The sequence below is a fragment of the Aestuariibaculum suncheonense genome (assembly GCF_014596935.1).
In the GTDB taxonomy this organism is placed as follows: domain Bacteria; phylum Bacteroidota; class Bacteroidia; order Flavobacteriales; family Flavobacteriaceae; genus Aestuariibaculum; species Aestuariibaculum suncheonense.
In genome coordinates this window covers 20872-45123 of sequence record NZ_JACVXC010000004.1, presented here as the reverse complement: position 1 = coordinate 45123, position 24252 = coordinate 20872, and the positions used below count along the sequence as shown (strand labels likewise).

Below are 24252 nucleotides of genomic sequence, written 5' to 3'. Positions count from 1 at the left end.
ATACACATGAAAAAAGTATTTTTATTTTTTGCGCTTATAGCAGTATTTGTTGGGCAAGCACAAATATTAGAACCAGTAAAATGGAGCACTTCAGTAAATAAGATATCAGCTACAGAATACGAATTGGTAGCCACTGCAACTATCGATGCAGGATGGCACTTGTATTCACAAAATGTTCCCGAAGACGGACCTATTCCAACAAGTTTCGCTTTTGAAGGAAACGCAAACTATCTTAAAAAAGGAAATACAGTAGAAGGCGAAGGACACACGATTCAAGATCCTATTTTCGAAATGAAAATCACTTATTTTGAGAAGAAAGCCGATTTTAAACAACGTATTAAACTAAAAGGTAAAACCCCGTTTCAAGTAAAAGGAACTGTTGAATTCATGGTGTGTGATGATAGCAGATGTTTACCTCCTACGGAAGTAGACCTAGTATTCAACGTAAAATAATTTTTTTTGAAAATCTAAGATGAAGAAATTTCTTTTTGCATTCGCAGCTTTAGTGTTATCTACAGCTGCGTTTGCGCAAATATTAGAGCCAGTAAAATGGTCAACAAGTGTTGAAAAAGTTTCAGATACAGAATTCGATTTAGTATCAAAAGCAACTATTGAAAAAGGATGGCATTTATATTCGCAAGATGTTCCTGCCAATGGGCCAATTCCAACATCTTTCATTTATGATGATAGTGAAGGAACCTTTACCATTGTTGGTAACACAACAGAAGAAGAAGGACATACGATACAGGATCCAGTTTTCGAAATGGAAATTAAATATTTCGAAAAATCAGCAACCTTTAAACAACGTATTCAAGTAAAAGAGGGAGCAAGTACTGTAAACGGTTTTGTTGAGTTTATGGTTTGTGATGATAGCAGATGTTTACCTCCAACAGAAGTAGAGTTAACGTTTGACCTTTCTAAAGTTTCGGCTAATGGAACAACTACTGTGACCTCAGAAGACACAAATGTTTCAGAAGCAGCTGAAGCATCGCATCAAGTGGCAGCAGCTAGTACTAATAAGGCAGCAGGTGGTTCGGATAAATCAGAATCTAAAAAAGGATTACTTTCTATTTTTATACTTGCCTTTTTATCAGGTTTTGCAGCATTATTAACACCTTGCGTGTTCCCTATGATTCCTATGACGGTAAGTTTCTTTACTAAGCAAAGTAAAAATAAAGCGGTAGGAATTAAAAACGCTATTATTTACGGAGTTTGTATCATTGTTATTTACGTGTTACTTGGTACTGCTGTAACAGGTATTTTTGGAGCCGATGCGTTAAATGCATTAGCTGCTAACCCTTGGTTTAACATAATCTTCTTCGTGCTTTTAGTTGTCTTTGCAGTGTCGTTCTTAGGAGCTTTCGAAATTATGTTACCAAACTCTTGGGCAAACAAAGTAGATTCTCAGGCAGACCGTGGTGGTTTGGTAGGAATATTCTTTATGGCTTTAGCATTAGCGATTGTATCATTCTCTTGTACCGGGCCTATTGTAGGAACCTTATTAGTAGAGGCAGCGTCTAAAGGAGGTATTGCACCAATCGTAGGAATGTTAGGATTCTCTTTAGCAATTGCTTTACCATTTGCGTTATTTGCAGCTTTCCCGGGATGGTTAAATTCATTACCAAAATCTGGTGGTTGGTTAAATACAGTAAAAGTAGTTTTAGGATTCTTAGAATTAGCTTTAGCATTTAAATTCTTATCGAACGCCGATTACATTATGCAATGGCACATTTTAGAGCGTGAAGTGTTTATTGCCATCTGGATTGCCGTATTTGGAGCTTTGGCATTTTACCTTTTCGGAAAAATTCAATTACCTCACGATTCACCATTAACACATATTTCAGTTGGTCGTTTAAGTTTAGGACTTATCACATTAACCTTCACGATTTACATGATTCCTGGACTTTGGGGAGCACCATTAAACTTAATCAGCGCATTTCCACCACCACCAAATTACAGTGAATCGCCTTACGGCGTTGGATATACGAATACTGGAGGAGGAGTTGCCACAGCAGATAGTCACGAGGCTTTACCAGAAGGAGCACACTTAATGGCTCCGCATAACATTATGGCATTCCACGATTACGAAACAGGTTTGGCCTATGCTAAAAAAGTAGGTAAGCCAGTTATGATTGATTTTACCGGATACACTTGTGTGAACTGTAGAAAAATGGAAAATAACGTTTGGGTAAAACCTGAAATTTTAGATATTTTGAAGAATGATGTCGTTTTAATATCACTTTATGTAGACGATAAAAAGGAACTTCCAGAGGAAATGAAAATAGAATATGCTTCTAGACCAGGTAAGTTTATGAAAGACTACGGTGATAAATGGAGCGATTTACAGGCAAACAGATATAAAGCCAATTCCCAGCCGTTCTATGTAATTATGGATCACGAAGAGAATTCGCTTATCGATCCTGTGGGATATACACCAGACGTTGCCGAGTACAAAGCTTGGTTAAACGAAGGAATTTCAAAATTTGGTAAATAGTTAAGTGAATACGCCAAACATGAAAAAAGTAATTTACACATTAACTTTTGCGCTGGCACTTGTGGCTTGTAAAAAGGAACCAAAAGATTATGTAACGCTTTCAGGAACCATAACGAATCCGAATTCGGATTCGTTATGTGTTGCCCAACGTAGCATCATTAAAACCATCAAGGTAAATACAGATGGAACGTTTTCCGATACTTTAAAAGTTGAAGATGGTAATTATTTACTTTACGATGGTAAAGAACGTGCTTTAGTGTATTTACAAAACGGTTACGATTTAAATATTAAAGCGGATGCCAAATTGTTTGACGAAACTATAGCTTATGAAGGCGAAGGCTCTGAAGCGAATAATTTTCTGGCTAAAAAAGGATTACTAAAAGAAAGGTTGATTGATTTTAATGAACTGTTTGCTTTAGATGAAGTAGCCTTTAATGCCAAGTTGGAGGCTAACGATAAAGCTTTTAAAGACCTTTTAAATAGTGTAGCGCATTTAGATTCTAATTTTGTAGCAGGTCAGGAGACTGAAATTGAAAAAATTAAGCAGGATCTTAACCGTATGTATCAGGAAAAATTAGCGGTATCTTCATTAAAAGGAAAAGTGTCTCCAAAGTTTGTAGATTACGAGAATTTTTCAGGGGGGACTATGTCGCTGGATGACTTAAAAGGAAAGTATGTTTACATCGACCTTTGGGCAACCTGGTGCGGACCATGTAAACAGGAAATTCCTTATTTAAAAGCGGTTGAAAAACAATACCATGGTGAAAATATAGCCTTTGTAAGTATCTCTTTAGACAGAAACAGTGCTTATGAGACCTGGAGAAGAATGGTAAAAGACAAGGAGCTTTCCGGAATTCAGCTGTTTGCTAAAGAGGATAATGAATTCGCTAAAGCTTATATGGTGTCAGGTATTCCTCGTTTTATTCTTATTGATCCTTCAGGTAATGTTGTCGATGCCGATGCACCAAGACCTTCAAGCAGCAAATTAATAGACTTATTTAAAACTTTAGATATATAATTGAAAGCCTTCGTTATGGAGGCTTCTCTTATAAAATTTTCAAGCATGAATGCACTTAAAAGATTTTTTAAATCTCAACCTAAAACCGAAACAGAATTAGAGAAATATTTCGAGCAATTTCGAAATAATATTGTTGGGGTTGACCAGTACTTTGTTTCTCCTTACGGTAAGAAAAAGATCATTTACGCCGACTGGACAGCCAGTGGTCGTTTATACAGACCTATTGAAGAAAAGTTATTAAATGAAATAGGACCTTACGTTGCCAATACACATACTGAAACTTCTATAACTGGAAGTGTTATGACACATGCGTACCACGATGCCAGAGAGATTATCAAAAAGCACGTGAACGCATCTAAAGACGATGTGTTAATTACTGAAGGTTCGGGTATGACGGGAGCTATTAATAAGTTTCAACGTATTTTAGGAATTAAAGTCAACGAAAACCTAAAAGATCATACAACCATTCCAGATGAAAAGCGTCCAATTATTTTTGTGTCACATATGGAGCATCACTCTAATCAAACCTCTTGGTTAGAAACCATAGCTAAAGTTAAAGTTATTCCATCTAATGACGAAGGTTTACCTTGTTTAGAGGCTTTAGAAAAGTTGCTTGAAGAGTATAGCGAAACACCAATCAAAATTGCTGCAATTACAGGTTGTTCAAACGTAACAGGTATTAGAACGCCTTATCACAAGGTGGCTAAAATCATGCACCAAAATAACGGTTTGTGTTTCGTTGATTTTGCGTGTTCTGCACCTTATGTGGAAATTAATATGCATCCGGAGGATGAAGAGGAATATTTAGATGCGATTACCTTTTCTCCGCATAAGTTTTTAGGAGGACCTGGTACATCAGGAGTATTAATCTTCAATAAAAAATTATATAAAAACTTAGTGCCTGATAATCCGGGAGGTGGAACAGTAAGTTATACAAATCCTTGGGGAGATCACGATTACGTTGATGATATTGAAACCCGTGAAGATGGTGGTACACCAGGGTTTTTACAAGCTATTAAAATAGCCTTGTCTATTCAGCTTAAAGAGAAAATGGGAGTGAAGAACATCTTAGATCGTGAGCATGAATTAAATAAGATCATCTTCAAAAGATTATCAACTATTAAAAACTTAACCATTTTAGCACCAGATCATACCGATCGTTTAGGGGTTATATCTTTCTATATCGATCAGGCGCATTATAATTTAGTGGTTAAATTATTGAATGATCGCTTTGGTGTACAAACTAGAGGAGGTTGTTCTTGTGCGGGTACTTACGGTCACTATTTATTAAATGTAGATCAACCGACTTCTAAATCTATCGAGAAGAAAATTTTAGAAGGCTGTATGATTGAACGTCCGGGATGGGTTCGTATGTCGGTTCACCCAACCATGACGAATGCCGAAGTTGAATTTGTTTGTGATGCGATTGAGCAGGTAGCAAAAAATTTCGCGACTTGGGAAAATGATTATACTTATAACGCTGCTAAAAATGAATTTGTTCATAATGGAAACAAAGAAGTGGAAGCAGAAATCACACAAGGTTGGTTTTAATTAATTTATCAAATTAGAAAAATATTATGTCAGATACAATAGAAAGAGTAAAGTGCTTAATTATCGGGTCTGGCCCAGCAGGGTACACCGCAGCAATCTATGCAGCACGAGCTAATATGAGTCCAGTATTATACCAGGGAACACAACCAGGTGGACAGTTAACAACAACGAATGAAGTTGAGAATTTTCCAGGTTATCCACAAGGTATTACGGGACCAGAAATGATGATGGAATTACAGGCTCAGGCGCAACGTTTTGAAGCTGATATTCGTGACGGATGGATTACTAAAGTCGACTTTTCAGGTGATGTTCATAAAGTATGGGTGAATGATGAAAAGGAAATTCACTGTGATACGGTAATCATATCAACCGGAGCTTCAGCAAAATATTTAGGTTTGGAATCTGAACAGAAATATTTAAAGTTAGGAGGCGGTGTGTCGGCATGTGCGGTATGTGATGGCTTTTTCTACAGAAATCAGGAAGTGGTGATTGTAGGAGCAGGAGATTCAGCTTGTGAAGAAGCACATTACTTATCAAAATTGTGTAAAAAGGTAACCATGTTAGTAAGACGTGACGAGTTTAGAGCCTCTAAAATTATGGCAGAGCGTGTGGCTAACACACCAAACATCGATATTCTTTTTAACACAGAAACCGATGAAGTTATAGGTGACGGACAAGTGGTAACAGCAGTGCGTGTGGTAAATAATAAAACCAACGAAAAGCAAGAGATTCCAGCCACCGGATTTTTCGTAGCTATCGGGCATAAACCAAATACCGATATCTTTAAAGATTATATTAAGTTAGACGAAACAGGTTACATTATTAATACGCCGGGAACAACAAAAACGAATGTACCGGGTGTATTTGTAAGTGGTGATGCGGCCGACCATGTATACCGTCAGGCGATTACAGCAGCTGGAACAGGTTGTATGGCAGCCTTAGATGCAGAACGTTATTTAGCAGCTAAAGAGGCCTAATTACGTAGAAAAAAGTTTATTTTTACTTGATAATCAAGATTTGAGGTTTTGAAACCAATTTTGATATTGAGGTCATTATTAATAAATAAAGAACAACCTCGTGATAAAACCACGAGGTTGTTTCATAAATACATCATCCTAAATTAAATCCATGAGGAATTTATTTTTTGTTTTTTTGTTTACTTGTATTGTATCATGTAATCAAAAGTCGAATCAAGAAAATCATTTATTAGTTGAAGGTATTTCGTCTGAACTCGCAACTTATAGAAAAAATCAGGTTTCAGATATTGTTTACAATCTGTCTTTCAATATTCCTTTAGAAAGGGAAAAAGCGATTACTTCCAAACTCAATTTAAACCTTCAAATTTCCGATTTAGATTATCCGTTGTATTTAGATTTCAATGAAGATAAATCCCATCTAAAATCCGTATCGGTTAATGGAAAAGACATTAAAATAAATCATGAAAGAGAGCATTTAATCATTTCTCAAAAGTATTTGAATTTAGGAAATAATGACGTTTCTGTAGTATTTGATGCAGGTGAAGTATCGTTAAATAGAAGTGAAGATTATTTGTATACTCTTCTGGTTCCGGATCGTGCCAGTACCTTGTTCCCGTGTTTTGATCAACCGGATTTAAAAGCAAGTTACAAGTTAGAAATTACAGCGCCTTCAAACTGGAAGGTGTTATGTGGAGGAGCTTTAGAATCTGAAGAGACTGTAGATAATTACACAAAACACGTTTATGGTGTGACAGATAAAATGAGTACCTACTTGTTTTCGTTTGTAGCTGGTGTTTTTAATGAAACTTCTCAAAAGCCAGCTGATATGGAAATGACTTTATTGTATCGTGAGAATGATTCAGCTAAAATTGCAGCCAGTATTGATGCTATTTTTGAACATCACCAAAATGCAGTAGATTTTTTAGAGGAATATACGCAGTATCCGTTTCCATTTCAAAAAATGGATTACGCCACTATTCCCGGGTTTCAGTATGGTGGGATGGAGCATGTCGGGGCTATTCAGTATAAAGAATCTTCATTGTTTTTAGATGGAACGACCACGCAGGAGCGTTTGTTAAACCGTGCGAGATTAATTGCGCACGAAACAGCACATATGTGGTTTGGAGATTTGGTAACTATGAAATGGTTTGACGATGTTTGGCTGAAAGAAGTGTTTGCCAATTTTATGGCCGACAAAGTGGTAAACGGTTCTTTTCCAAATATCAATCACGATTTAAAGTTCTTAACATCGCATTACCCAACGGCGTATAGCGAAGACAGAACATTAGGGGCAACACCAATCCGTCAGCATCTTGGGAATTTAAAAAATGCAGGAACCTTGTACGGCAATATCATTTATCATAAAGCGCCAATTATGATGCGCCAGTTGGAGGTGATTATGGGTGAAGAACCTTTTCAAAAAGGGATGCGAAATTACATAAAATCTTATGCTAACGATAATGCGACCTGGAACGATTTGGTAGAACTGCTGGATAACGAAACACCAATCGATTTAAAACAATGGAGTGAAGTGTGGGTGAACCAACCAGGGCGTCCGGTTATTTCAGATAGTATTGTTTACAGTCGCGATGATATAATTACGCATTTCGAAATCATGCAACATGCAGAAAATGGAAGTGAAAACCTATGGACTCAGGCCTTCAGTATTGGATTGGTATACAAAGATTCTGTGCATTTGGCTTCAGTTAATTTAGAAGGAAAGCAAACGACTTTAAATTCGGTTGTAGGTTTGCCTAAGCCAAAGGCTGTTATTTATAATTATAATGGTTTGGGATATGGAGTTTTCCCTGTCGATTTGAATCAGAATATTTATCATATTGAAGACGATGTGGCTAGGGGCTTTTCATATATTAATTTGTATGAAAATATGCTTAGCGGAAATCTTTCGGCGATGTCGGCTTTTAATGAGTTATTACAAGGCTTTAAAGTCGAAAAGGAGGATTTAATCATCAATTTAATTTCAGGAGAGTTAAAGAGTGTTTTTTGGAAGTATTTTACAAAGGAAGAGCGCGACTTGATGCTACAACCTTTAGAAAGCTTTTTACAGGGGCGTTTGAAAGAAGATTTGGATCCGAGCATAAAGAAAACAGTGTTTAATTTATATAAGAGTGTAGTCTATTCTGAAACCGGAAAAGACTTTTTGTATAAGGTTTGGAACAAATCTATCACCTTAGACAATGTGTATCTTAATGAAAACGATTACACCAGTATTGCTTCTGCTTTAGCTATTTATAAACATGAAAAAGCTGATGAGATCCTAAAAATTGCTCATGAGCAAATTACCAATGCCGATAGAAAAAGGAATTTCGAATATATACTTCCGGCATTATCGCAAGACGAGGAGGTAAGAGATGCCTTTATGAAATCGCTGGCTAAACCTGAAAATCGTGAAAAAGAATCCTGGGTGTTAGACGGTCTGGCATATGTGCACCATCCGTTACGTCAAGCATCCGGACAAAAACATTTAAAATTGTGTTTAGATTTACTTGAAGAAATACAGTTAACAGGCGATATTTTCTTCCCCAAAGCCTGGTTAGTTGCTACGGTTGGTGGGTATACTTCGCCGGAAGCGTATCAGGTGTTACAGCAGTTTTTAAACGATAATCCTAATTACAGTCCTGTGCTTAAAAATAAATTATTACAAGCAACAGACCCCCTATATCGCGTACAGAAATTATGGAAGCAATAATCGTTATTAAATGGCTTTCATGATAAAAAACTGGTTTAAAAATATTGGTCCTGGACCATTAGTGGCAGCGGCATTTATAGGTCCTGGGACGGTCACCATGTGTACACTAGCAGGTGTTAAGTTTGGGTATGCCTTACTCTGGGCGATGGCACTATCTATAATTGCAACCATAGTGCTTCAGGAAATGGCTTCAAGATTGGGTGTTATTACACAAAAAGGATTGGCTCAAACCATTCGGGCAGAAATAAAATCGCCAGTAATAAAAGGTTTGGCGGTTTTTTTAATTCTATCGGCAATTGTGATAGGTAATACAGCTTATGAGGCTGGAAATATTAGCGGAGGTGTCTTAGGTTTGGAAGCTATTTTTGGAGAGAACACCATGCAAACGGGATGGTTTTCATTCAAATTATTTAGTGTCCTTATTGGTGTTTTAGCTTTTATATTACTATACATTGGAAATTATAAAGTTATTGAACGCGTGTTGGTGGCCTTGGTTATTTTAATGAGTCTGGCATTCTTCATTACAGCGATTTTAACCAAGCCTAATCTTTTTGATGTATTACAAGGTGTTTTTATGCCCACCTATCCTCCAAATAGCATTTTTACAATTATAGGTTTAATAGGAACCACTGTAGTGCCTTATAACCTGTTTTTACATGCATCGTTAGTTAAGGAGAAATGGCATGATAAAAGCGATTTAAAATATGCCAGAAAAGATACGATAGTCGCCGTGATTCTTGGAGGCTTGGTGTCTATGAGTGTGATCGTGTCTTCGGCGGCTATTCAAACGCAGGATATTAGCAGTGCGGTCGATTTAGCCAAAGGCTTAGAACCCTTATTCGGAACTTATTCTAAATACTTTCTTGCTATCGGACTTTTTGCTGCTGGAATAACAAGTGCCATAACAGCGCCTTTAGCAGCTGCATTTGTAGCTTGTGGTTGCTTAGGATGGACGAGTAATATGAAGTCTATGCGATTCAGAAGTATCTGGATGTTCATTTTAATTTTCGGAATAGTGTCGTCTTCATTAGGTATTAAATCTATTGAAATCATCAAATTCGCTCAGGTGGCAAACGGCATCTTATTACCTGTTATCGCCGCTTTTTTAATTTGGGTCATGAACAGAACTTCGGTGTTGGGTGAATATAAAAACAGTTTAATACAAAATGTTGTGGCTATTCTCATTTTGGCTATTACGGTTTTCCTTGGCTTAAAGAGTATTTTAAAAGTGTTTGAGGTCTTTTAAAAAAGGTGCATTTTACATTTATTTCGTTAAAAAATCATAAAAATCTATCTTGTATCTGATATTTAATTTGTTACTTTAGCCTTCGAATTTTTAAACTAATAAAAAAGTAACATAATGAAATTAATTAAATGTTTAGGCGTTGCGGCAGCTGGTTTAGCAATGGTTTCTTGTAATCAAAATGGAGGGGTTCCTAATAAAGCATTACAAACAGAAGTAGATTCTGTAAGTTATGCAATAGGTATGGATGTAGCCCGTAACATTAATTCAAATGCTTCAGAAATTGATAGAGAAATCTTTATGCAAGGGTTTATGAATGTGTCTGATTCTTCAGATGTATTAATTGCTGAAGAGCAGGTGCAAATGGTTTTAAGCAACTATTTCCAAAAGAAACAAGCCGATGCTAGAAAGAAGCAAGAAGAAGATATGATGAAGCAAGCTGAGGAGAAATTCGCCGAGAATAAAGCTGAAGGTGAAAAATTCTTAGAAGAAAATAAATCTAAAGATGGCGTGAAAGTAACTGATAGCGGTTTACAATACGAAGTGATTAAAGAAGGAACAGGGGAGAAACCAACTGCAACTTCAAGAGTAAAAGTACACTACCACGGAACATTAACTGATGGAACGGTTTTCGATAGTTCGGTAGATAGAGGAGAACCAACTCAGTTTGGTGTTGGTCAAGTAATTCCGGGTTGGACAGAAGGTTTACAGTTAATGACTGTAGGTTCAAAATATAAATTCTACATCCCACAGGATTTAGCTTATGGTTTCAGACAACAAGGTCCAAAAATCAAGCCTTTTTCAACTTTAGTTTTCGAGGTAGAATTACTAGAGATTGTTCAGTAATTAAAAGATATTTAACCAATATATTGAAAAGCAGAAAATTTATTTTTCTGCTTTTTTCGTTTATAAGGGAGTATCATAGTACAATTCACAAATCAAGGTTGTAAATTTGCAGCAAGAAAATGAAGAGTAGTTATGAGTCATAAAGCCGGTTTTGTAAATATTATAGGAAATCCTAATGTGGGGAAGTCTACATTAATGAATGCTTTTGTAGGTGAAAAATTATCGATTATTACCTCGAAAGCTCAAACCACACGCCATAGAATTTTAGGAATTGTAAATGGTGATGATTTTCAGGTGGTCTTATCAGATACGCCGGGTATTATCAAACCTGCCTATGAGTTACAGGAATCGATGATGGATTTCGTAAAATCTGCTTTCGAAGATGCCGATGTGTTGTTATATATGGTTGAAATCGGGGAGAAGGAATTAAAAGATGAAGCCTTCTTTAATAAAATTACCAATTCTAAAACACCGGTATTATTACTGTTGAATAAAATAGATACCTCTAATCAGGAACAATTGGAAGAGCAGGTTCAGCTTTGGGCAGAGAAAGTGCCAAATGCCGAAATTTTTCCAATTTCAGCCTTAGAAGGATTCAATGTTCAAGAAGTTTTCAACCGTATTATTGAATTATTGCCGGAATCGCCAGCATTCTATCCTAAAGACCAGTTAACCGATAAACCAGAGCGTTTCTTTATTAACGAAACCATTCGCGAAAAGATTCTTTTACATTATAAAAAAGAAATTCCTTATGCCGTAGAAATTGAAACCGAAGAGTTTTTAGAAGAAGACGATATTATTCGCGTTCGTGCCGTAATTATGGTAGAGCGTGAAACCCAAAAGGGAATTATTATCGGACATAAAGGAAGTGCCTTGAAGCGGGTTGGTGTAGAAGCCAGAAAGGATTTGGAAGCCTTTTTCGGGAAGCAGATTCACTTGGAAACTTATGTAAAAGTGAATAAAAACTGGCGTAGTAACCAAAATCAGTTAAGACGTTTCGGTTATAATCAGAAATAAAAAATCTTATTTTTTTAATCTTTTGTGAAAAAGCACTTTAGCTAGTGGATATTTCCTATTTTTGCAAAAAATTTCAGAATTAATAAATCAGCAGTCTAATCGACTGTTTTACAATATACACATGAGCAATATCGTAGCTATAGTAGGTCGTCCAAATGTTGGTAAGTCCACTTTTTTTAATCGTTTAATTCAACGTAGGGAAGCTATTGTCGATGCCGTAAGCGGGGTGACCAGAGATAGACATTATGGTAAAACCGACTGGAATGGAAAGGAGTTTTCTCTTATTGATACCGGGGGATATGTTGTTGGTAGTGATGATGTTTTTGAAGCTGAAATAGATAAACAGGTAGAATTAGCTATCGATGAAGCCGATGCGATTATCTTTATGGTAGACGTTGAATCTGGTGTAACCGGAATGGATGAAGACGTTGCTAAGCTGTTAAGACGTGTTGAAAAGCCAGTGTTTTTAGTGGTTAATAAAGTCGATAACGCGAAACGTGCCGAAGATGCTGTAGAGTTTTATTCCTTAGGTTTAGGAGAATATTTTACAGTAGCATCTATTAACGGTAGTGGAACAGGAGATTTATTAGATGCTGTTGTTGCTGCTTTACCTGAAAAGGAAGAAGTGGAAGAAAGTGAATTACCAAGATTTGCAGTTGTTGGTCGTCCTAATGCAGGGAAATCCTCGTTTATCAATGCCTTAATTGGAGAAGATCGTTATATCGTTACCGATATTGCAGGAACAACGCGTGATGCTATTGATACAAAATATAATCGTTTCGGATTTGAATTTAACTTAGTGGATACGGCTGGAATTCGCCGTAAATCTAAAGTGAAAGAAGATTTAGAATTCTATTCGGTAATGCGAAGTGTGCGTGCTATCGAACATGCCGATGTATGTTTGTTAGTGCTTGATGCTAATCGTGGTTTCGACGGACAAGTACAAAATATTTTTTGGTTAGCCGAGCGTAACCGTAAAGGCATAGTAATTTTAGTGAATAAGTGGGATTTGGTAGAGAAAGACCACAAGTCGACTAAAGAATACGAAAAAGCGATTAGAAAACAAATTGCACCATTTACTGATGTGCCAATTGTATTCATTTCAGCAATGACCAAACAACGTATTTACAAGGCCATTGAAACGGCTGTAGAGGTATATCAAAACCGTACGAAGAAAATTAAAACGAGTACCCTTAACGAAATCTTTTTACCACTTATTGAAAACTATCCGCCACCGGCCTATAAAGGTAAATTTGTTAAGATCAAATATGTCATGCAGTTACCAACGCCGCAACCACAGTTTGCTTTTTTCTGTAACCTGCCGCAATACGTTAAAGATCCTTATAAGCGTTTCTTAGAAAATAAACTTCGTGAGCACTTCGATTTTACAGGGGTTCCTGTAAGTGTTTATATGCGTAAGAAGTAATAATTAATAGATATAATAAAAAAAAAGCGCTGAATACCATTCAGCGCTTTTTTTATGTTTTGTTACCAGCTGCCTCCAGCTCCTCCTCCTGAGAATCCGCCACCGCCGAAGCCGCCTCCAAATCCACCGCCACCGGAAAAACCTCCGCCGGAGCTTCCGCCAAATCCGCCACGTCCCATATTACTCAGAATGATGGCATCCCAGATATCGAAACCGCCATGTCTGTTTCCGCCTCTATGATTATTACCACCACCACGCTTGTTTTTGGAAAGTGCAATAACGATAAAGATGATAATGATTAATATGAAAAAGAACTTTGAGGAATTATCTTTTTTAGCATCTGCTTTTCGTGTGCCTTTATAAGCTCCGGTAAGAACATCAAATATGGCATCAGTACCCTTGTTTAAACCTTGATAATGATCCCCCAATTTAAACTCAGGAATGATAACGTTTCTTGTGATTTCACCAACAATTCCGGCTGTAAGACGGTCTTCAACGCCATATCCTGGAGAAATCCATATTTGTCGATCGTCTCTAGCTAATAAAATAAAAACACCGTTATCTTCCTTCGCTTGACCAATCCCCCATTTATGTGCCCATCTCGGCGTTAATAATCCAATATTTTCACCTTTGGTTGAACCAATAATAGCAACTACAATTTGTGTAGAGGTGGTATCTGAATATTTAATGAGCTTACGCTCTAAGTTCGATTTTTCGTTAATAGAAAGTAAACCCACATAATCGTAAACACTGGTTTGCTCTTTAGGAATCTGCGGAATATCGAATTGCGCAAATCCAATGCAACAAACAAATAATGTTAGTAGAAGTGTTATTACTGACGCTTTCAAATGGTTTAATGATATGAGAAATTGCATGTGTTTTAGCCTTTTGAAATGTCGTTTGAAAGTTCGTTTACATCGCCATGTTGCCACGGAAAATGTGTTTCCAGTTCTTTACCGGCTTTTAAAACACCATCAACCAGACCCTGCTTAAAATTACCGGCCTTAAAATGCGACTGAATAATGTCTTTGGTGCTATTCCAGAAATCTGTAGGCACCACATCGTTAATGCCTTTATCGCCACAAATCACAAACGCTTTGTCTTCAACAGCGACATAAATTAATACACCGTTCTGTTCTTTGGTATTATCCATCTTTAATAAATGAAAAACTTCCAAAGCACGTTTGTAGGCGTCACCTTTTGACGTTTTTTCGAGGTGTACTCTAATTTCACCTGAAGTTTTTAATTCGGCTTTGCGTATAGCATCTACGACTTCCTGTTCTTCGCTTTCGGTAAGGAAATCTTCTACTTTAGACATGGCTTTTATTTAAAATCGAATTCTACATCTACAGGTTTTTCCGCACCTACTTCAGCATCAAAATATGGTTTACTATCAAAATTTAAGATGCCTGCCAATAGTGAGTTTGGGAACGTTTTGATATGCACATTATAAGGCTTAATTGCTTCGTTATAACGCGTTCTGGCAGTTTGAATCGTGTTCTCTGTGCTTGTTAATTCATCCTGAAGCTTTAAGAAATTCTGATTGGCTTTTAATTCAGGGTAACGTTCAACCGTTACTAATAAACTTTTTAAGGCACCACTTAAGCCTCCTTGTACCTGGTTATACTGCGCCAATTGCTCAGGTGTAATATTATTTGGGTCGATACTGATAGATGTCGCTTTTGCTCGTGCTTCAATAACATCGGTAAGGGTTTTACGTTCAAAATCGGCTGCACCTTTAACAGTGTTTACTAAATTTCCAATTAAGTCGTTTCTGCGTTGGTAAGAGGTTTGTACATTACCCCAGGCTTCACCAACATTTTCATTTAGAGTAACAGCTGTATTGTTAAAGCCTTTACCCCAAGAGTATAATCCGAAAACAATTATTGCAACAATAATCCACGGCAACCACTTTCTCATAATTATATAATTTTAATGTGTTTTTAATTAATGAATGTTAGACGCACTTTTTTAATGAATGTTACTTCATTAAAAAAAGATTTTCTCGATAATCGATATTTATATACTGAAGTTTACTTGAAGCAAAAAATTAAAGATGTTCTTTTATTTTTATAAGTTGGTTTTTAACATCCTCGAGTTTACTTATAATTTCAAAATTAGATAGCGTATCTTTTTTGCCTTCTTTTAAGTGTATTTTCGCGCCTTCTAATGTAAAGCCACGTTCTTTTACTAAATGATAAATAAGCTTCAGGTTTTTTATGTCCTCAGGTGTGAATTTTCGATTGCCTTTGGCGTTTTTCTTAGGCTTAAGCGCATCAAACTCCTTTTCCCAAAAGCGAATTAACGAGGTATTCACATTAAATGCCTTAGCAACTTCGCCAATACTGTAATAGCGTTTTTCAGGTAGTTCTATATGCATTAGTCTAATGATTGGTTTTCCATTGAGGCGTGTTCTAATAATTCGTTAAACTCTTCAGCGGTTAAACTTCCATAGTAGAAATTAATAGGGTTTATACGTTGTTCGTCTTTAAATATTTCGTAGTGTAAATGCGGTGCTTCAGAGCGTCCGGTGCTTCCCACAAAACCAATAAGGTCACCGCGTTTTACTTTCTGATTTTTTTTAACATTGTATTTATACAAATGGGCATACAAACTCACATAGCCATAGCCGTGGTTAATACGAATATGGTTTCCGTAGCCACTAGAGCCATTGTCAGCACGTTCAACAACGCCGTCGCCACTTGCATAAATAGGTGTGCCTCGAGGAGCTGTAAAGTCCATGCCCCAATGCATTTTTCGAACTTTGGTAAAGGGGTCTGAGCGCATACCATAACCCGAAGCCATACGTGTTAGTTCTTTGTTACTTACCGGTTGAATAGCGGGAATTGCAGCCAGTAATTTTTCTTTTTCTTCGGCCAGTTTAGTGATTTCATCAAGTGATTTCGACTGAACAACAATCTGCTTTTGTAAGATATCTAAACGCTTATTACTTTCAATAATTAACTTCGAATTATCGAAACCTTCCAAGTTTTTATACCGGTTAATCCCTCCAAACCCAGCTTTACGTTGTTCTTCTGGAATGGGGTTAGCTTCAAAATACACGCGATAAATATTATTGTCGCGTTCGGCAATATCGGTTAAAACGGCCTCGGCTTCAGCCATTTTTTTATTTAGTAATTCAAATTGTAATTGCGCATTCTGAAGTTCACGCTTTAAGGCGCGTTCTTTAGGTGATTCGATGTATTGACTGGCAATAAAAACAAACAGAAAACCAAAAAGAGCAGACCCTAATATAAACACAAAAGCATAGGTGAACGTGGTTCTTTTTTTGCGTTCTATTTTCTTATAAGATAACGATTCTGAATCGTAATAATATTTTACCTTACTCATTTCTTAATTTATTCTATTTTTGCACTTTATATTAAAAGCAATTCGAATTTGTTTTTTATTAAAACAAACGACTAAACATTTGAATTATTATCATAAGTGAAACCTAATGATAGCAAATGTAAAGTACTTTTTATAAGTTTGATTTTGTCAAGGAAGTAAAGATAAAAATTTGTTTTGTAATTAATGTAATTTAATAAACATAGTAACCATTTTATATAAATGAAGTCACAAGATATTCGATCTAAGTTTTTAAGTTTTTTTGAAGAAAAAAAGCACACTATTGTACCATCGGCACCTATGGTGTTAAAAGACGATCCAACCCTAATGTTTATCAACGCGGGTATGGCGCCTTTTAAGGAGTATTTCCTAGGAAATGCTGTGCCTAAAAGCAACCGAATAGCCGATACGCAAAAGTGTTTACGTGTTTCAGGAAAGCATAACGATTTAGAAGAAGTTGGGTACGATACGTATCACCATACCTTATTTGAGATGCTAGGAAACTGGAGTTTTGGTGATTACTTTAAAAAGGAGGCTATTGCTTGGGCTTGGGAGTTGTTGACAGAAGAGTTTGGGGTTGATAAAGATATTTTATATGTAACCGTTTTTGAAGGTGATAAGGAAGATGGTTTAGGTATGGATACCGAAGCTTACGAGCTTTGGAAACAGTTTGTTCCTGAAGATCGTATTTTAATGGGGAACAAGAAGGATAACTTCTGGGAAATGGGAGATCAAGGACCATGCGGACCATGTAGTGAAATTCACGTTGATATTCGTTCGGCTGAAGAAAAAGCTAAAATACCCGGTAAAGATTTAGTAAATATGGATCATCCGCAGGTGGTTGAAATCTGGAATCTGGTATTCATGCAATACAATCGTAAAGCTAACGGAAGTTTAGAAAGCCTTCCGGACAAACATATCGATACAGGTATGGGCTTCGAGCGTTTATGTATGGTATTACAAGGAAAACAATCGAATTACGATACCGATGTATTTACACCAATCATTAGAGAGATTGAAGCGATTACGCATAAAGAATATGGTAAAGATGAGAAAATCGATATTTCCATTCGCGTTATTTCAGATCACGTACGTGCTGTTGCTTTTGCAATTGCCGATGGTCAGTTGCCAAGTAATACCGGAGCAGGTTACGTAATTCGTAGAATTTTACGTCGTGCCGTGCGTTACGGATTTACCTTTTTAGGTAAAAAAGAACCATTCATTTACCGATTAGTTGAGGTTTTGGCTCAAAAAATGGGACACGCTTTCCCTGAGATTAAATCGCAAAAGCAAATTGTTGAAAACGTTATAAAAGAAGAAGAAAACTCATTCTTAAGGACGTTGGAACAAGGGTTAGTCTTATTAAACCGTATTGTTGAAGAAACAACTGACGATACTGTTTCGGGTGAAAAAGCATTCGAATTATATGATACTTACGGATTCCCCATCGATTTAACCGCACTAATTCTAAACGAAAAAGGCTTGAAGTTAGATCAGGAAGGGTTTAAAATTCAGCTTGAAAAACAAAAAACACGTTCTCGTGCAGCAAGTGAAATGAGTACAGACGACTGGACCATTTTATATGATGATGCCGACGAAGAGTTTATTGGTTACGATACGTTAACGGCAAACGTAAAAATCACCAGATATAGAAAAGTCGTCTCGAAAAAAGATGGAGAAATGTATCAGCTGGTATTTAATATCACACCGTTTTATCCAGAGGGCGGTGGACAAGTTGGTGATAAAGGGTATATTGAAGCAGCTAATGGCGATGTGACTTATATTTTAGATACAAAGAAAGAGAATAACGTCATCATCCATTTTGCAAAAGAGCTGCCAGAAGATGTAAATGATGTTTTTAAAGCGATTGTAGATGATGAAGAGCGTGCGCGTACAGAGGCAAATCACTCTGCAACACATTTATTGCACCAGGCCTTACGTGAAATTTTAGGAACTCATGTTGAGCAAAAAGGTAGTGCTGTACAAAGCAAATCGTTACGTTTCGACTTTTCACACTTTGCGAAATTAACTGATGAAGAATTACGTGATGTTGAAAACTTTGTTAATGCACGTATCGAAGGTAAATTGCCTTTAGAAGAAAAGCGTAACATTCCAAAAGAAGAAGCGATTGCTGAAGGTGCCATGAGTTTATTTGGTGAGAAGTACGGTGATACTGTTCGTGCGATTCGTTTCGGACAATCAATCGAACTTTGTGGTGGAACTCACGTGAAGAACACAGCTGATATCTGGCATTTTAAAATTGTTTCTGAAGGTGCTGTAGCTGCCGGTATTCGTCGTATTGAGGCTATTACACACGATGCCGCTAAAGAATTTTATTTCGATAATAACCAGGCGTATTTAGAGATGAAAGCCTTACTAAACAATGCTCAAGAGCCGGTTAAAGCTTTACAGAATTTACAGGATGAAAATAACAACTTGAAAAAGCAAATCGAAGCCTTATTAAAGGATAAGGCTAAGAATGTTAAAGGTGAACTTAAAAGTGAACTTACCGAGGTTAATGGTGTTCAGTTTTTAGCGAAGCAGTTAGATTTAGATGCTTCAGGAATTAAAGATGTAGCGTTTGAACTTGGAGGCGAAGTAGATAATTTATTCTTGCTATTAGCAGCCGAAAATGATGGTAAAGCCTTATTGTCTTGTTATATTTCTAAAAACTTAGTAGCCGACAAAGGTTTAAATGCCGGTCAGGTAGTTAGAGATTTAGGTAAGTATATTCAAGGCGGTGGCGGTGGCCAACCGTTCTTTGCAACTGCCGGAGGTAAAAATCCAGCAGGTATTCAGGAAGCCTTGGAAAAAGCTAAAGATTTTATTGCTTAATAATATTGGTATTCCCGCGTAAGCGGGAATCTTTTTTTATATGAAGTTTCAAACGGAAATACCATTAAAACCACAAACAGATAGTCTTATTGATTATCATTCAAATGTTTTGTTATTAGGTTCTTGTTTTGTTGAAAACATAGGAGAAAAGTTCAGTTATTTTAAATTCAGAAGTCTTCAAAATCCGTTAGGTATTTTGTTTAATCCCAAAGCTATTGAAAATTTAGTACGCAGATCGATTCAGAATGAAAATTACACAGAATCAGACCTCTTATTTCACAATGAACAATGGCATTGTTTTGATGCGCATTCAAAGTTGAGTCACCCATCAAAAGAGGATTTGTTAAAAAATTTGAATGAGACGATTAAACAAACTAGAGAACAGATTTGCAGCTCAACACATGTTATCATTACTTTAGGAACAGCCTGGGCGTATCGTTATAAAAAAACTGGAGCTTTTGTAGCGAATTGTCATAAAGTACCGCAAAAGCAATTTGATAAAGTGTTATTGACTTGCGATGAGGTTCGGGAATCGTTAGAACATATAAAAAGCAGCATTCAATCTGTGAATCCAAAAACAAATATCATATTTACCGTATCGCCAGTACGTCATATAAAAGATGGTTTTGTAGAGAATACCCAAAGTAAGGCGCATTTAATATCAGCGATTCATCAATTAGTTAATCAAAAAGAAGTTTTTTATTTTCCGTCGTATGAAATTATGATGGACGAACTTCGTGATTATCGTTTTTATGCCGATGATATGTTGCATCCAAGTTCTGTAGCGATTGATTATATTTGGAAAAAGTTTGTTTCCGTGTGGGTTTCAAATGACGCAAAAGAGACTATGGATGCCGTTAATGATGTTCAAAAAGGATTACAACATAAACCGTTCAACCCGAATTCTGAAGCTCATAAAACCTTTTTAGAACGTCTTAAAGCTAAAAAGGAAACTCTAGAGTCTAATTTTTCTTATATTAAATTTTAAAATTTAATAGTATAAACCCTATTGATTGTGTAGGATAAAACTCTAGTGTTAATCCTTTGTAAAACAAGTAGTTAAAATTTTTGCGGATGGTCTTTTTTTATAACACTTCATCGAAAAGTTCTTAGGGATGTTACAAAATAAACTAATTTTATTAGGCTATTAATCAATTCATATTAGAAACATCAATTGTAATAATCGGTAAGACGATTACACAATTGATGTTTTTTCTGTTTAAATACGAATAACTATTTTATAACTTAGGCGTAATAGTCGTTGGTCATAAACTATGTAATTTTACAACTGTTTAGAATTAGTTGATTTTTTACATTAGTTAGGCTTTTTATGTCGAAGGAAAACTAATGTTTTTCATCTTAATTTTATTAGTTAGAGATGTATAAAGCAAAGTTAATTTTAAATTAAAATAAGCATGATGTTTACTTAATCTAATTTCTAAATTACACTTCTATCTTTGTACTGCTATTAATCAAAATTACATTAGTTAGGCTTTATATGTCGAAGAAAACTAATGTATTTTTTTTGCCCAAATATTTCGTAACCAGCTATGATGTATTTCTAAAATAATATTTAATTTTAGACATGCGAAAAATATTATTGGGAGTCTTTATTACTCTATTCGTTTTATTGGTTATTAAGTATTGTGAAGATAAGCGTCAGGAAGAAATAACGCTTAAGGAGCATAGTGCCCTAATTGAAAAGGAAATTAAAAATGTAGGTAAATTGGTGGTTACCGAAGGACGTTTTAGTGAAATTTACAACTACAAAAATTCTAAAGAAATATTAGGCGATTATTTTACTTCTGAAAAAACGGCGTTGGTTGTCGTTAATGCCGATGTTACCGTGGCATACGATTTAAGTAAGCTGGAGTTTGAAATTGATGAAGAACATAAAATTTTAACCATTTTAAGAATTCCGGAAGAAGAAGTTAAAATTTATCCTGATATAGAATATTACGATGTTCAGTTTGGATTTTTCAATCCTTTTGAAGCGAAAGATTATAATTCCATAAAAAACATTGTTAATAAATCTTTGAAGGAGAAGATTGAAGCTTCAGAAATTAAGGAAAATGCTAAGAACAGATTGGTAAGTGAATTATCTAAACTCTATATTTTAACCAATTCTTTAGGGTGGACACTACAATATGATAACTCGCCAATTCTTAAAAGCGACGGACTTAAAAATTTGAAACTTTAGTTTTTTGTGTATCTTCATCCTGAAAAGGTAAACCCATGAATCAAGCTTACGTAACTTTAGAAGTCAAAAATAAGGTAGGATATATCGAATTTTATCATCCGCAGCACAACGCTATGCCAAGTGAGGTGTTGTTACAATTAGAAGACACGATTGTAAAAGCTGGAACAGATGAAAGAATTGCTGTTCTGGTTTTAAAAAGTGGTGGTGACAGAACTTTTTGTGCCGGTGCCAGTTTTAATGAATTAATTGCAATTGAAGATGCTGAAACCGGAGAACAATTTTTTTCTGGTTTTGCGAAAGTGATTAATACGATGCGTAAATGTCCTAAGCTTATAGTAGGCCGGGTGCAAGGTAAAACCGTTGGAGGAGGCGTTGGTTTAGCTGCGGCAACCGATTATTGCTTTGCAACTCAATTTGCATCTGTTAAGCTGAGTGAATTAAGTATTGGTATTGGTCCGTTTGTTATAGAACCTGCGGTTAGCAGACGAATAGGTTTAAATGCAATGTCACATATGACCTTGAATGCGGAAACTTTTTTTACTTCAGAATGGGCAAAAACTAACGGACTTTTTGCAGAAGTGTTTGATGATATTTCTGCTTTAGATAAAGCGGTTGAAAACTTTGCAGAAAAATTAGCAAGCTATAATCCGGAAGCTCTGCAACAAATGAAGAAAGTACTTTGGGAACATACTGAAAACTGGGATACCTTACTTGCCGAACGCGCTAAAATTAGCGGAAGACTTGTTTTGAGCAAGTTCACCAAAGACACTTTACAACGATTTAAATAATTATACGTTTACTGTATTTTTAATAATTTCAAGACCGTCATCAATTAGTTTGCCTACTTGTGGTCTGTTCTGTTTGATGTGCTCTAAATGATTCAAGATGCGTTCGCATAACACCGATTCATTACCTTTGAAAGCTAATTCATAAAGTTCAATAGGTAGTAGCCAATCGTTAGGGAAGTTTTCAATGAGTTCATCCAAAACTTTAGTACGTGAAATAGTTTTATTGTTGCCTTCCCGGTAATCACGAACCTGTTGATAAAGCCCTTCTAGTTTTAATTGGTCTGCCGATTTTTTAATATGAATGGTTTCAGATGTTGGTTTGTGCGTAATCAAATCGAAACTGTTTAAGTCGGCTGGCCCTGAAAAAGCTGAAACTACCGATTTTCCAACAGCCATATCATAAACGCCCCATTCCGGTTTAAATAATACTTTACAGTGATGTGTTACTGTACAGTTTTTAAAACTAATTAGAATGATTTTTCCTTGCAGGTTACGTTTCCCTGTTATGATTTCACCAGAAACGATAATATCGCCTTCAAATTCTAGTGTTACGACTTCTTCTTCAAAAATATTATAAGCTTTTAAATCTCTGGGGCTCATGTCTTCAATAGCGAGATTGATACCTTTCAGTTTCCCAATAGGCGAACCAAATCCTTTGCTATGCGTAAGTGTACCATGACCCACGAGTTCTTTTTCTCGATAGGCTAGAGCCGAAGGACCTGTAGTTTGAATGTAAATCGGTAAGCCGTTGTCTTCTATAACTTCACTAAGCACCCCGGAAATTTGAATACCGGTACTCAATTCTATAGTTCCTAAAGCGTTTGAAGCAATTAATTTATTAACACCCATAAGCCCGCCTTTACGTAATGCCATGGTATTGGCGAAGGTCTCTAAAACCAGACTTAAATGTGCGAAATTTGGCGTAACATAAAGTTGAGGTTGCGGTTTGGTAATATCGAAATCCTGATAAGTGGCTTCAATGGTATACGGCAGTTTTTTTACGGCATGAGTCATACACCAGGAACTTTCTCCAATGGACGATAACAGCCCGGCTCCATAAATTTTTGGGTTTTCAACAGTGCCTATTAAGCCGTATTCCACAGTCCACCAATGCAAATTTCTAATCAGCGCCATTTCACTCGGTTCACCCATGTTTTGTTGTAATTCTTCAACATGCTTTTCGGCTTGTGCAATGGCTTCTTCTGATGAATTAGGGGCCTCTTTTATAATAGATAAATGTCTGACGGCTTCATAAAGTTCATAATCTTTAGCCGACGAAATGGCTTTACAACCTATCTCTCCAAACCGACGCAAATATTCTGCGTATTCCGGATTCGCAATAATAGGGGCATGGCCGGCACCCTCGTGAATAATGTCAGGCGCAGGTGTGTATTCAATATGTTCCAATTGTCTGATGTCGCTCGCAATAACTAAAACATTGTAAGCCTGAAATTCCATAAAGGCATTGGGAGGAATAAATCCGTCTACTGCAACGGCAGCCCAACCTATATTTTTTAAAATACGATTCATGCCGTACATGTTTGGGATACTATCAATGGAAATACCGGTTTGTTTTAAGCCTTCCAGGTATGAATTATGTGCTACAGAACTTAAAAAGTCTACATTTTTACGCATCACATAACGCCAAACCGCCTGATCGATGGCTGAGTAGTGATTGTAATTTTGAGGTTTGATATATTGTAAGAGATGCTTGGGTAAGCGATCTAGAATAGGATTAGACTCAATAGTATTTAATGTCATGTTTTTCGTTTTAGTTGTGAAATAAAGATACAAATAAT

The 24252-nt window shown here is 36.2% G+C and carries 20 protein-coding genes; 14 read left to right on the top strand and 6 right to left on the bottom strand.

The window, feature by feature from the left end:
- Positions 1–6: 6 nt before the first annotated feature.
- From ICJ84_RS11285 to der, 10 genes are all read left to right on the top strand, one after another.
- Positions 7–453: a protein-disulfide reductase DsbD domain-containing protein gene (locus ICJ84_RS11285; RefSeq protein ID WP_188216518.1), complete on the top strand. Its 447-nt coding sequence runs from the start codon at positions 7–9 to the stop codon at positions 451–453.
- Between the two features lie 19 nt (positions 454–472).
- Positions 473–2494, top strand: a complete 2022-nt coding sequence (locus ICJ84_RS11280) for a protein-disulfide reductase DsbD family protein (protein ID WP_188216517.1) — start codon at positions 473–475, stop codon at positions 2492–2494.
- A gap of 19 nt (positions 2495–2513) precedes the next feature.
- Positions 2514–3512 carry a redoxin family protein gene (locus ICJ84_RS11275; RefSeq protein WP_188216516.1) on the top strand — a complete coding sequence of 333 codons (999 nt, stop codon included), beginning with the start codon at positions 2514–2516 and terminating at the stop codon, positions 3510–3512.
- 45 nt (positions 3513–3557) lie between these two features.
- On the top strand, positions 3558–5063 hold the full coding sequence (locus ICJ84_RS11270; RefSeq protein WP_188216515.1) for an aminotransferase class V-fold PLP-dependent enzyme: 1506 nt from the start codon (positions 3558–3560) through the stop codon (positions 5061–5063).
- A 26-nt stretch (positions 5064–5089) separates the two neighbouring features.
- Positions 5090–6040: a thioredoxin-disulfide reductase gene (gene trxB, locus ICJ84_RS11265; RefSeq protein WP_188216514.1), complete on the top strand. Its 951-nt coding sequence runs from the start codon at positions 5090–5092 to the stop codon at positions 6038–6040.
- A 151-nt stretch (positions 6041–6191) separates the two neighbouring features.
- Positions 6192–8750, top strand: coding sequence for a M1 family metallopeptidase (locus ICJ84_RS11260; protein ID WP_188216513.1), 2559 nt, complete (start codon positions 6192–6194; stop codon positions 8748–8750).
- Positions 8751–8769: 19 nt separating this feature from the next.
- The gene (locus ICJ84_RS11255) at positions 8770–9996 is read left to right on the top strand and encodes an Nramp family divalent metal transporter (protein WP_188216512.1); all 1227 of its coding nucleotides are present in this window, start codon (positions 8770–8772) and stop codon (positions 9994–9996) included.
- A gap of 114 nt (positions 9997–10110) precedes the next feature.
- Entirely contained in the window at positions 10111–10839 is a 729-nt protein-coding gene (locus ICJ84_RS11250) for an FKBP-type peptidyl-prolyl cis-trans isomerase (protein ID WP_188216511.1), read from the top strand.
- 132 nt (positions 10840–10971) lie between these two features.
- Entirely contained in the window at positions 10972–11856 is an 885-nt protein-coding gene (era, locus tag ICJ84_RS11245; RefSeq protein WP_188216510.1) for a GTPase Era, read from the top strand.
- Between the two features lie 121 nt (positions 11857–11977).
- Positions 11978–13282, top strand: a complete 1305-nt coding sequence (gene der / locus ICJ84_RS11240) for a ribosome biogenesis GTPase Der (protein WP_188216509.1) — start codon at positions 11978–11980, stop codon at positions 13280–13282.
- A 62-nt stretch (positions 13283–13344) separates the two neighbouring features.
- On the opposite strand, the gene ICJ84_RS11235 is transcribed toward der, so the two are convergent.
- The 5 genes from ICJ84_RS11235 to ICJ84_RS11215 form a co-directional block, all read right to left on the bottom strand.
- A complete protein-coding gene (locus tag ICJ84_RS11235; RefSeq protein ID WP_188216508.1) occupies positions 13345–14157 on the bottom strand; it encodes a TPM domain-containing protein in 813 nt (270 codons plus the stop codon).
- Between the two features lie 5 nt (positions 14158–14162).
- Positions 14163–14600, bottom strand: a complete 438-nt coding sequence (locus ICJ84_RS11230; RefSeq protein WP_188216507.1) for a TPM domain-containing protein — start codon at positions 14598–14600, stop codon at positions 14163–14165.
- Between the two features lie 5 nt (positions 14601–14605).
- Complete coding sequence (locus tag ICJ84_RS11225) at positions 14606–15202, bottom strand: LemA family protein (protein ID WP_188216506.1); 597 nt, start codon at positions 15200–15202, stop codon at positions 14606–14608.
- Positions 15203–15332: 130 nt separating this feature from the next.
- A complete protein-coding gene (locus tag ICJ84_RS11220) occupies positions 15333–15662 on the bottom strand; it encodes a MerR family transcriptional regulator (protein ID WP_188216505.1) in 330 nt (109 codons plus the stop codon).
- On the bottom strand, positions 15662–16633 hold the full coding sequence (locus ICJ84_RS11215) for a M23 family metallopeptidase (protein ID WP_188216504.1): 972 nt from the start codon (positions 16631–16633) through the stop codon (positions 15662–15664). The genes ICJ84_RS11220 and ICJ84_RS11215 overlap by 1 nt, the downstream gene beginning before the upstream one ends.
- 219 nt (positions 16634–16852) lie before the next feature.
- Between ICJ84_RS11215 and alaS the strand changes: the two genes are divergently transcribed.
- From alaS to ICJ84_RS11195, 4 genes are all read left to right on the top strand, one after another.
- Positions 16853–19465, top strand: coding sequence for an alanine--tRNA ligase (gene alaS, locus ICJ84_RS11210; protein WP_188216503.1), 2613 nt, complete (start codon positions 16853–16855; stop codon positions 19463–19465).
- Positions 19466–19505: 40 nt separating this feature from the next.
- Positions 19506–20453, top strand: a complete 948-nt coding sequence (locus ICJ84_RS11205; RefSeq protein WP_188216502.1) for a GSCFA domain-containing protein — start codon at positions 19506–19508, stop codon at positions 20451–20453.
- Positions 20454–21050: 597 nt separating this feature from the next.
- Complete coding sequence (locus tag ICJ84_RS11200; protein ID WP_188216501.1) at positions 21051–21665, top strand: DUF4230 domain-containing protein; 615 nt, start codon at positions 21051–21053, stop codon at positions 21663–21665.
- Positions 21666–21700: 35 nt separating this feature from the next.
- The gene (locus ICJ84_RS11195) at positions 21701–22453 is read left to right on the top strand and encodes an enoyl-CoA hydratase/isomerase family protein (protein ID WP_188216500.1); all 753 of its coding nucleotides are present in this window, start codon (positions 21701–21703) and stop codon (positions 22451–22453) included.
- On the opposite strand, the gene ICJ84_RS11190 is transcribed toward ICJ84_RS11195, so the two are convergent.
- Positions 22454–24214 (bottom strand): aromatic amino acid hydroxylase, encoded by a 1761-nt coding sequence (locus ICJ84_RS11190; RefSeq protein WP_188216499.1) that lies wholly within the window; start codon positions 24212–24214, stop codon positions 22454–22456.
- Between the last annotated feature and the right edge of the window lie 38 nt (positions 24215–24252).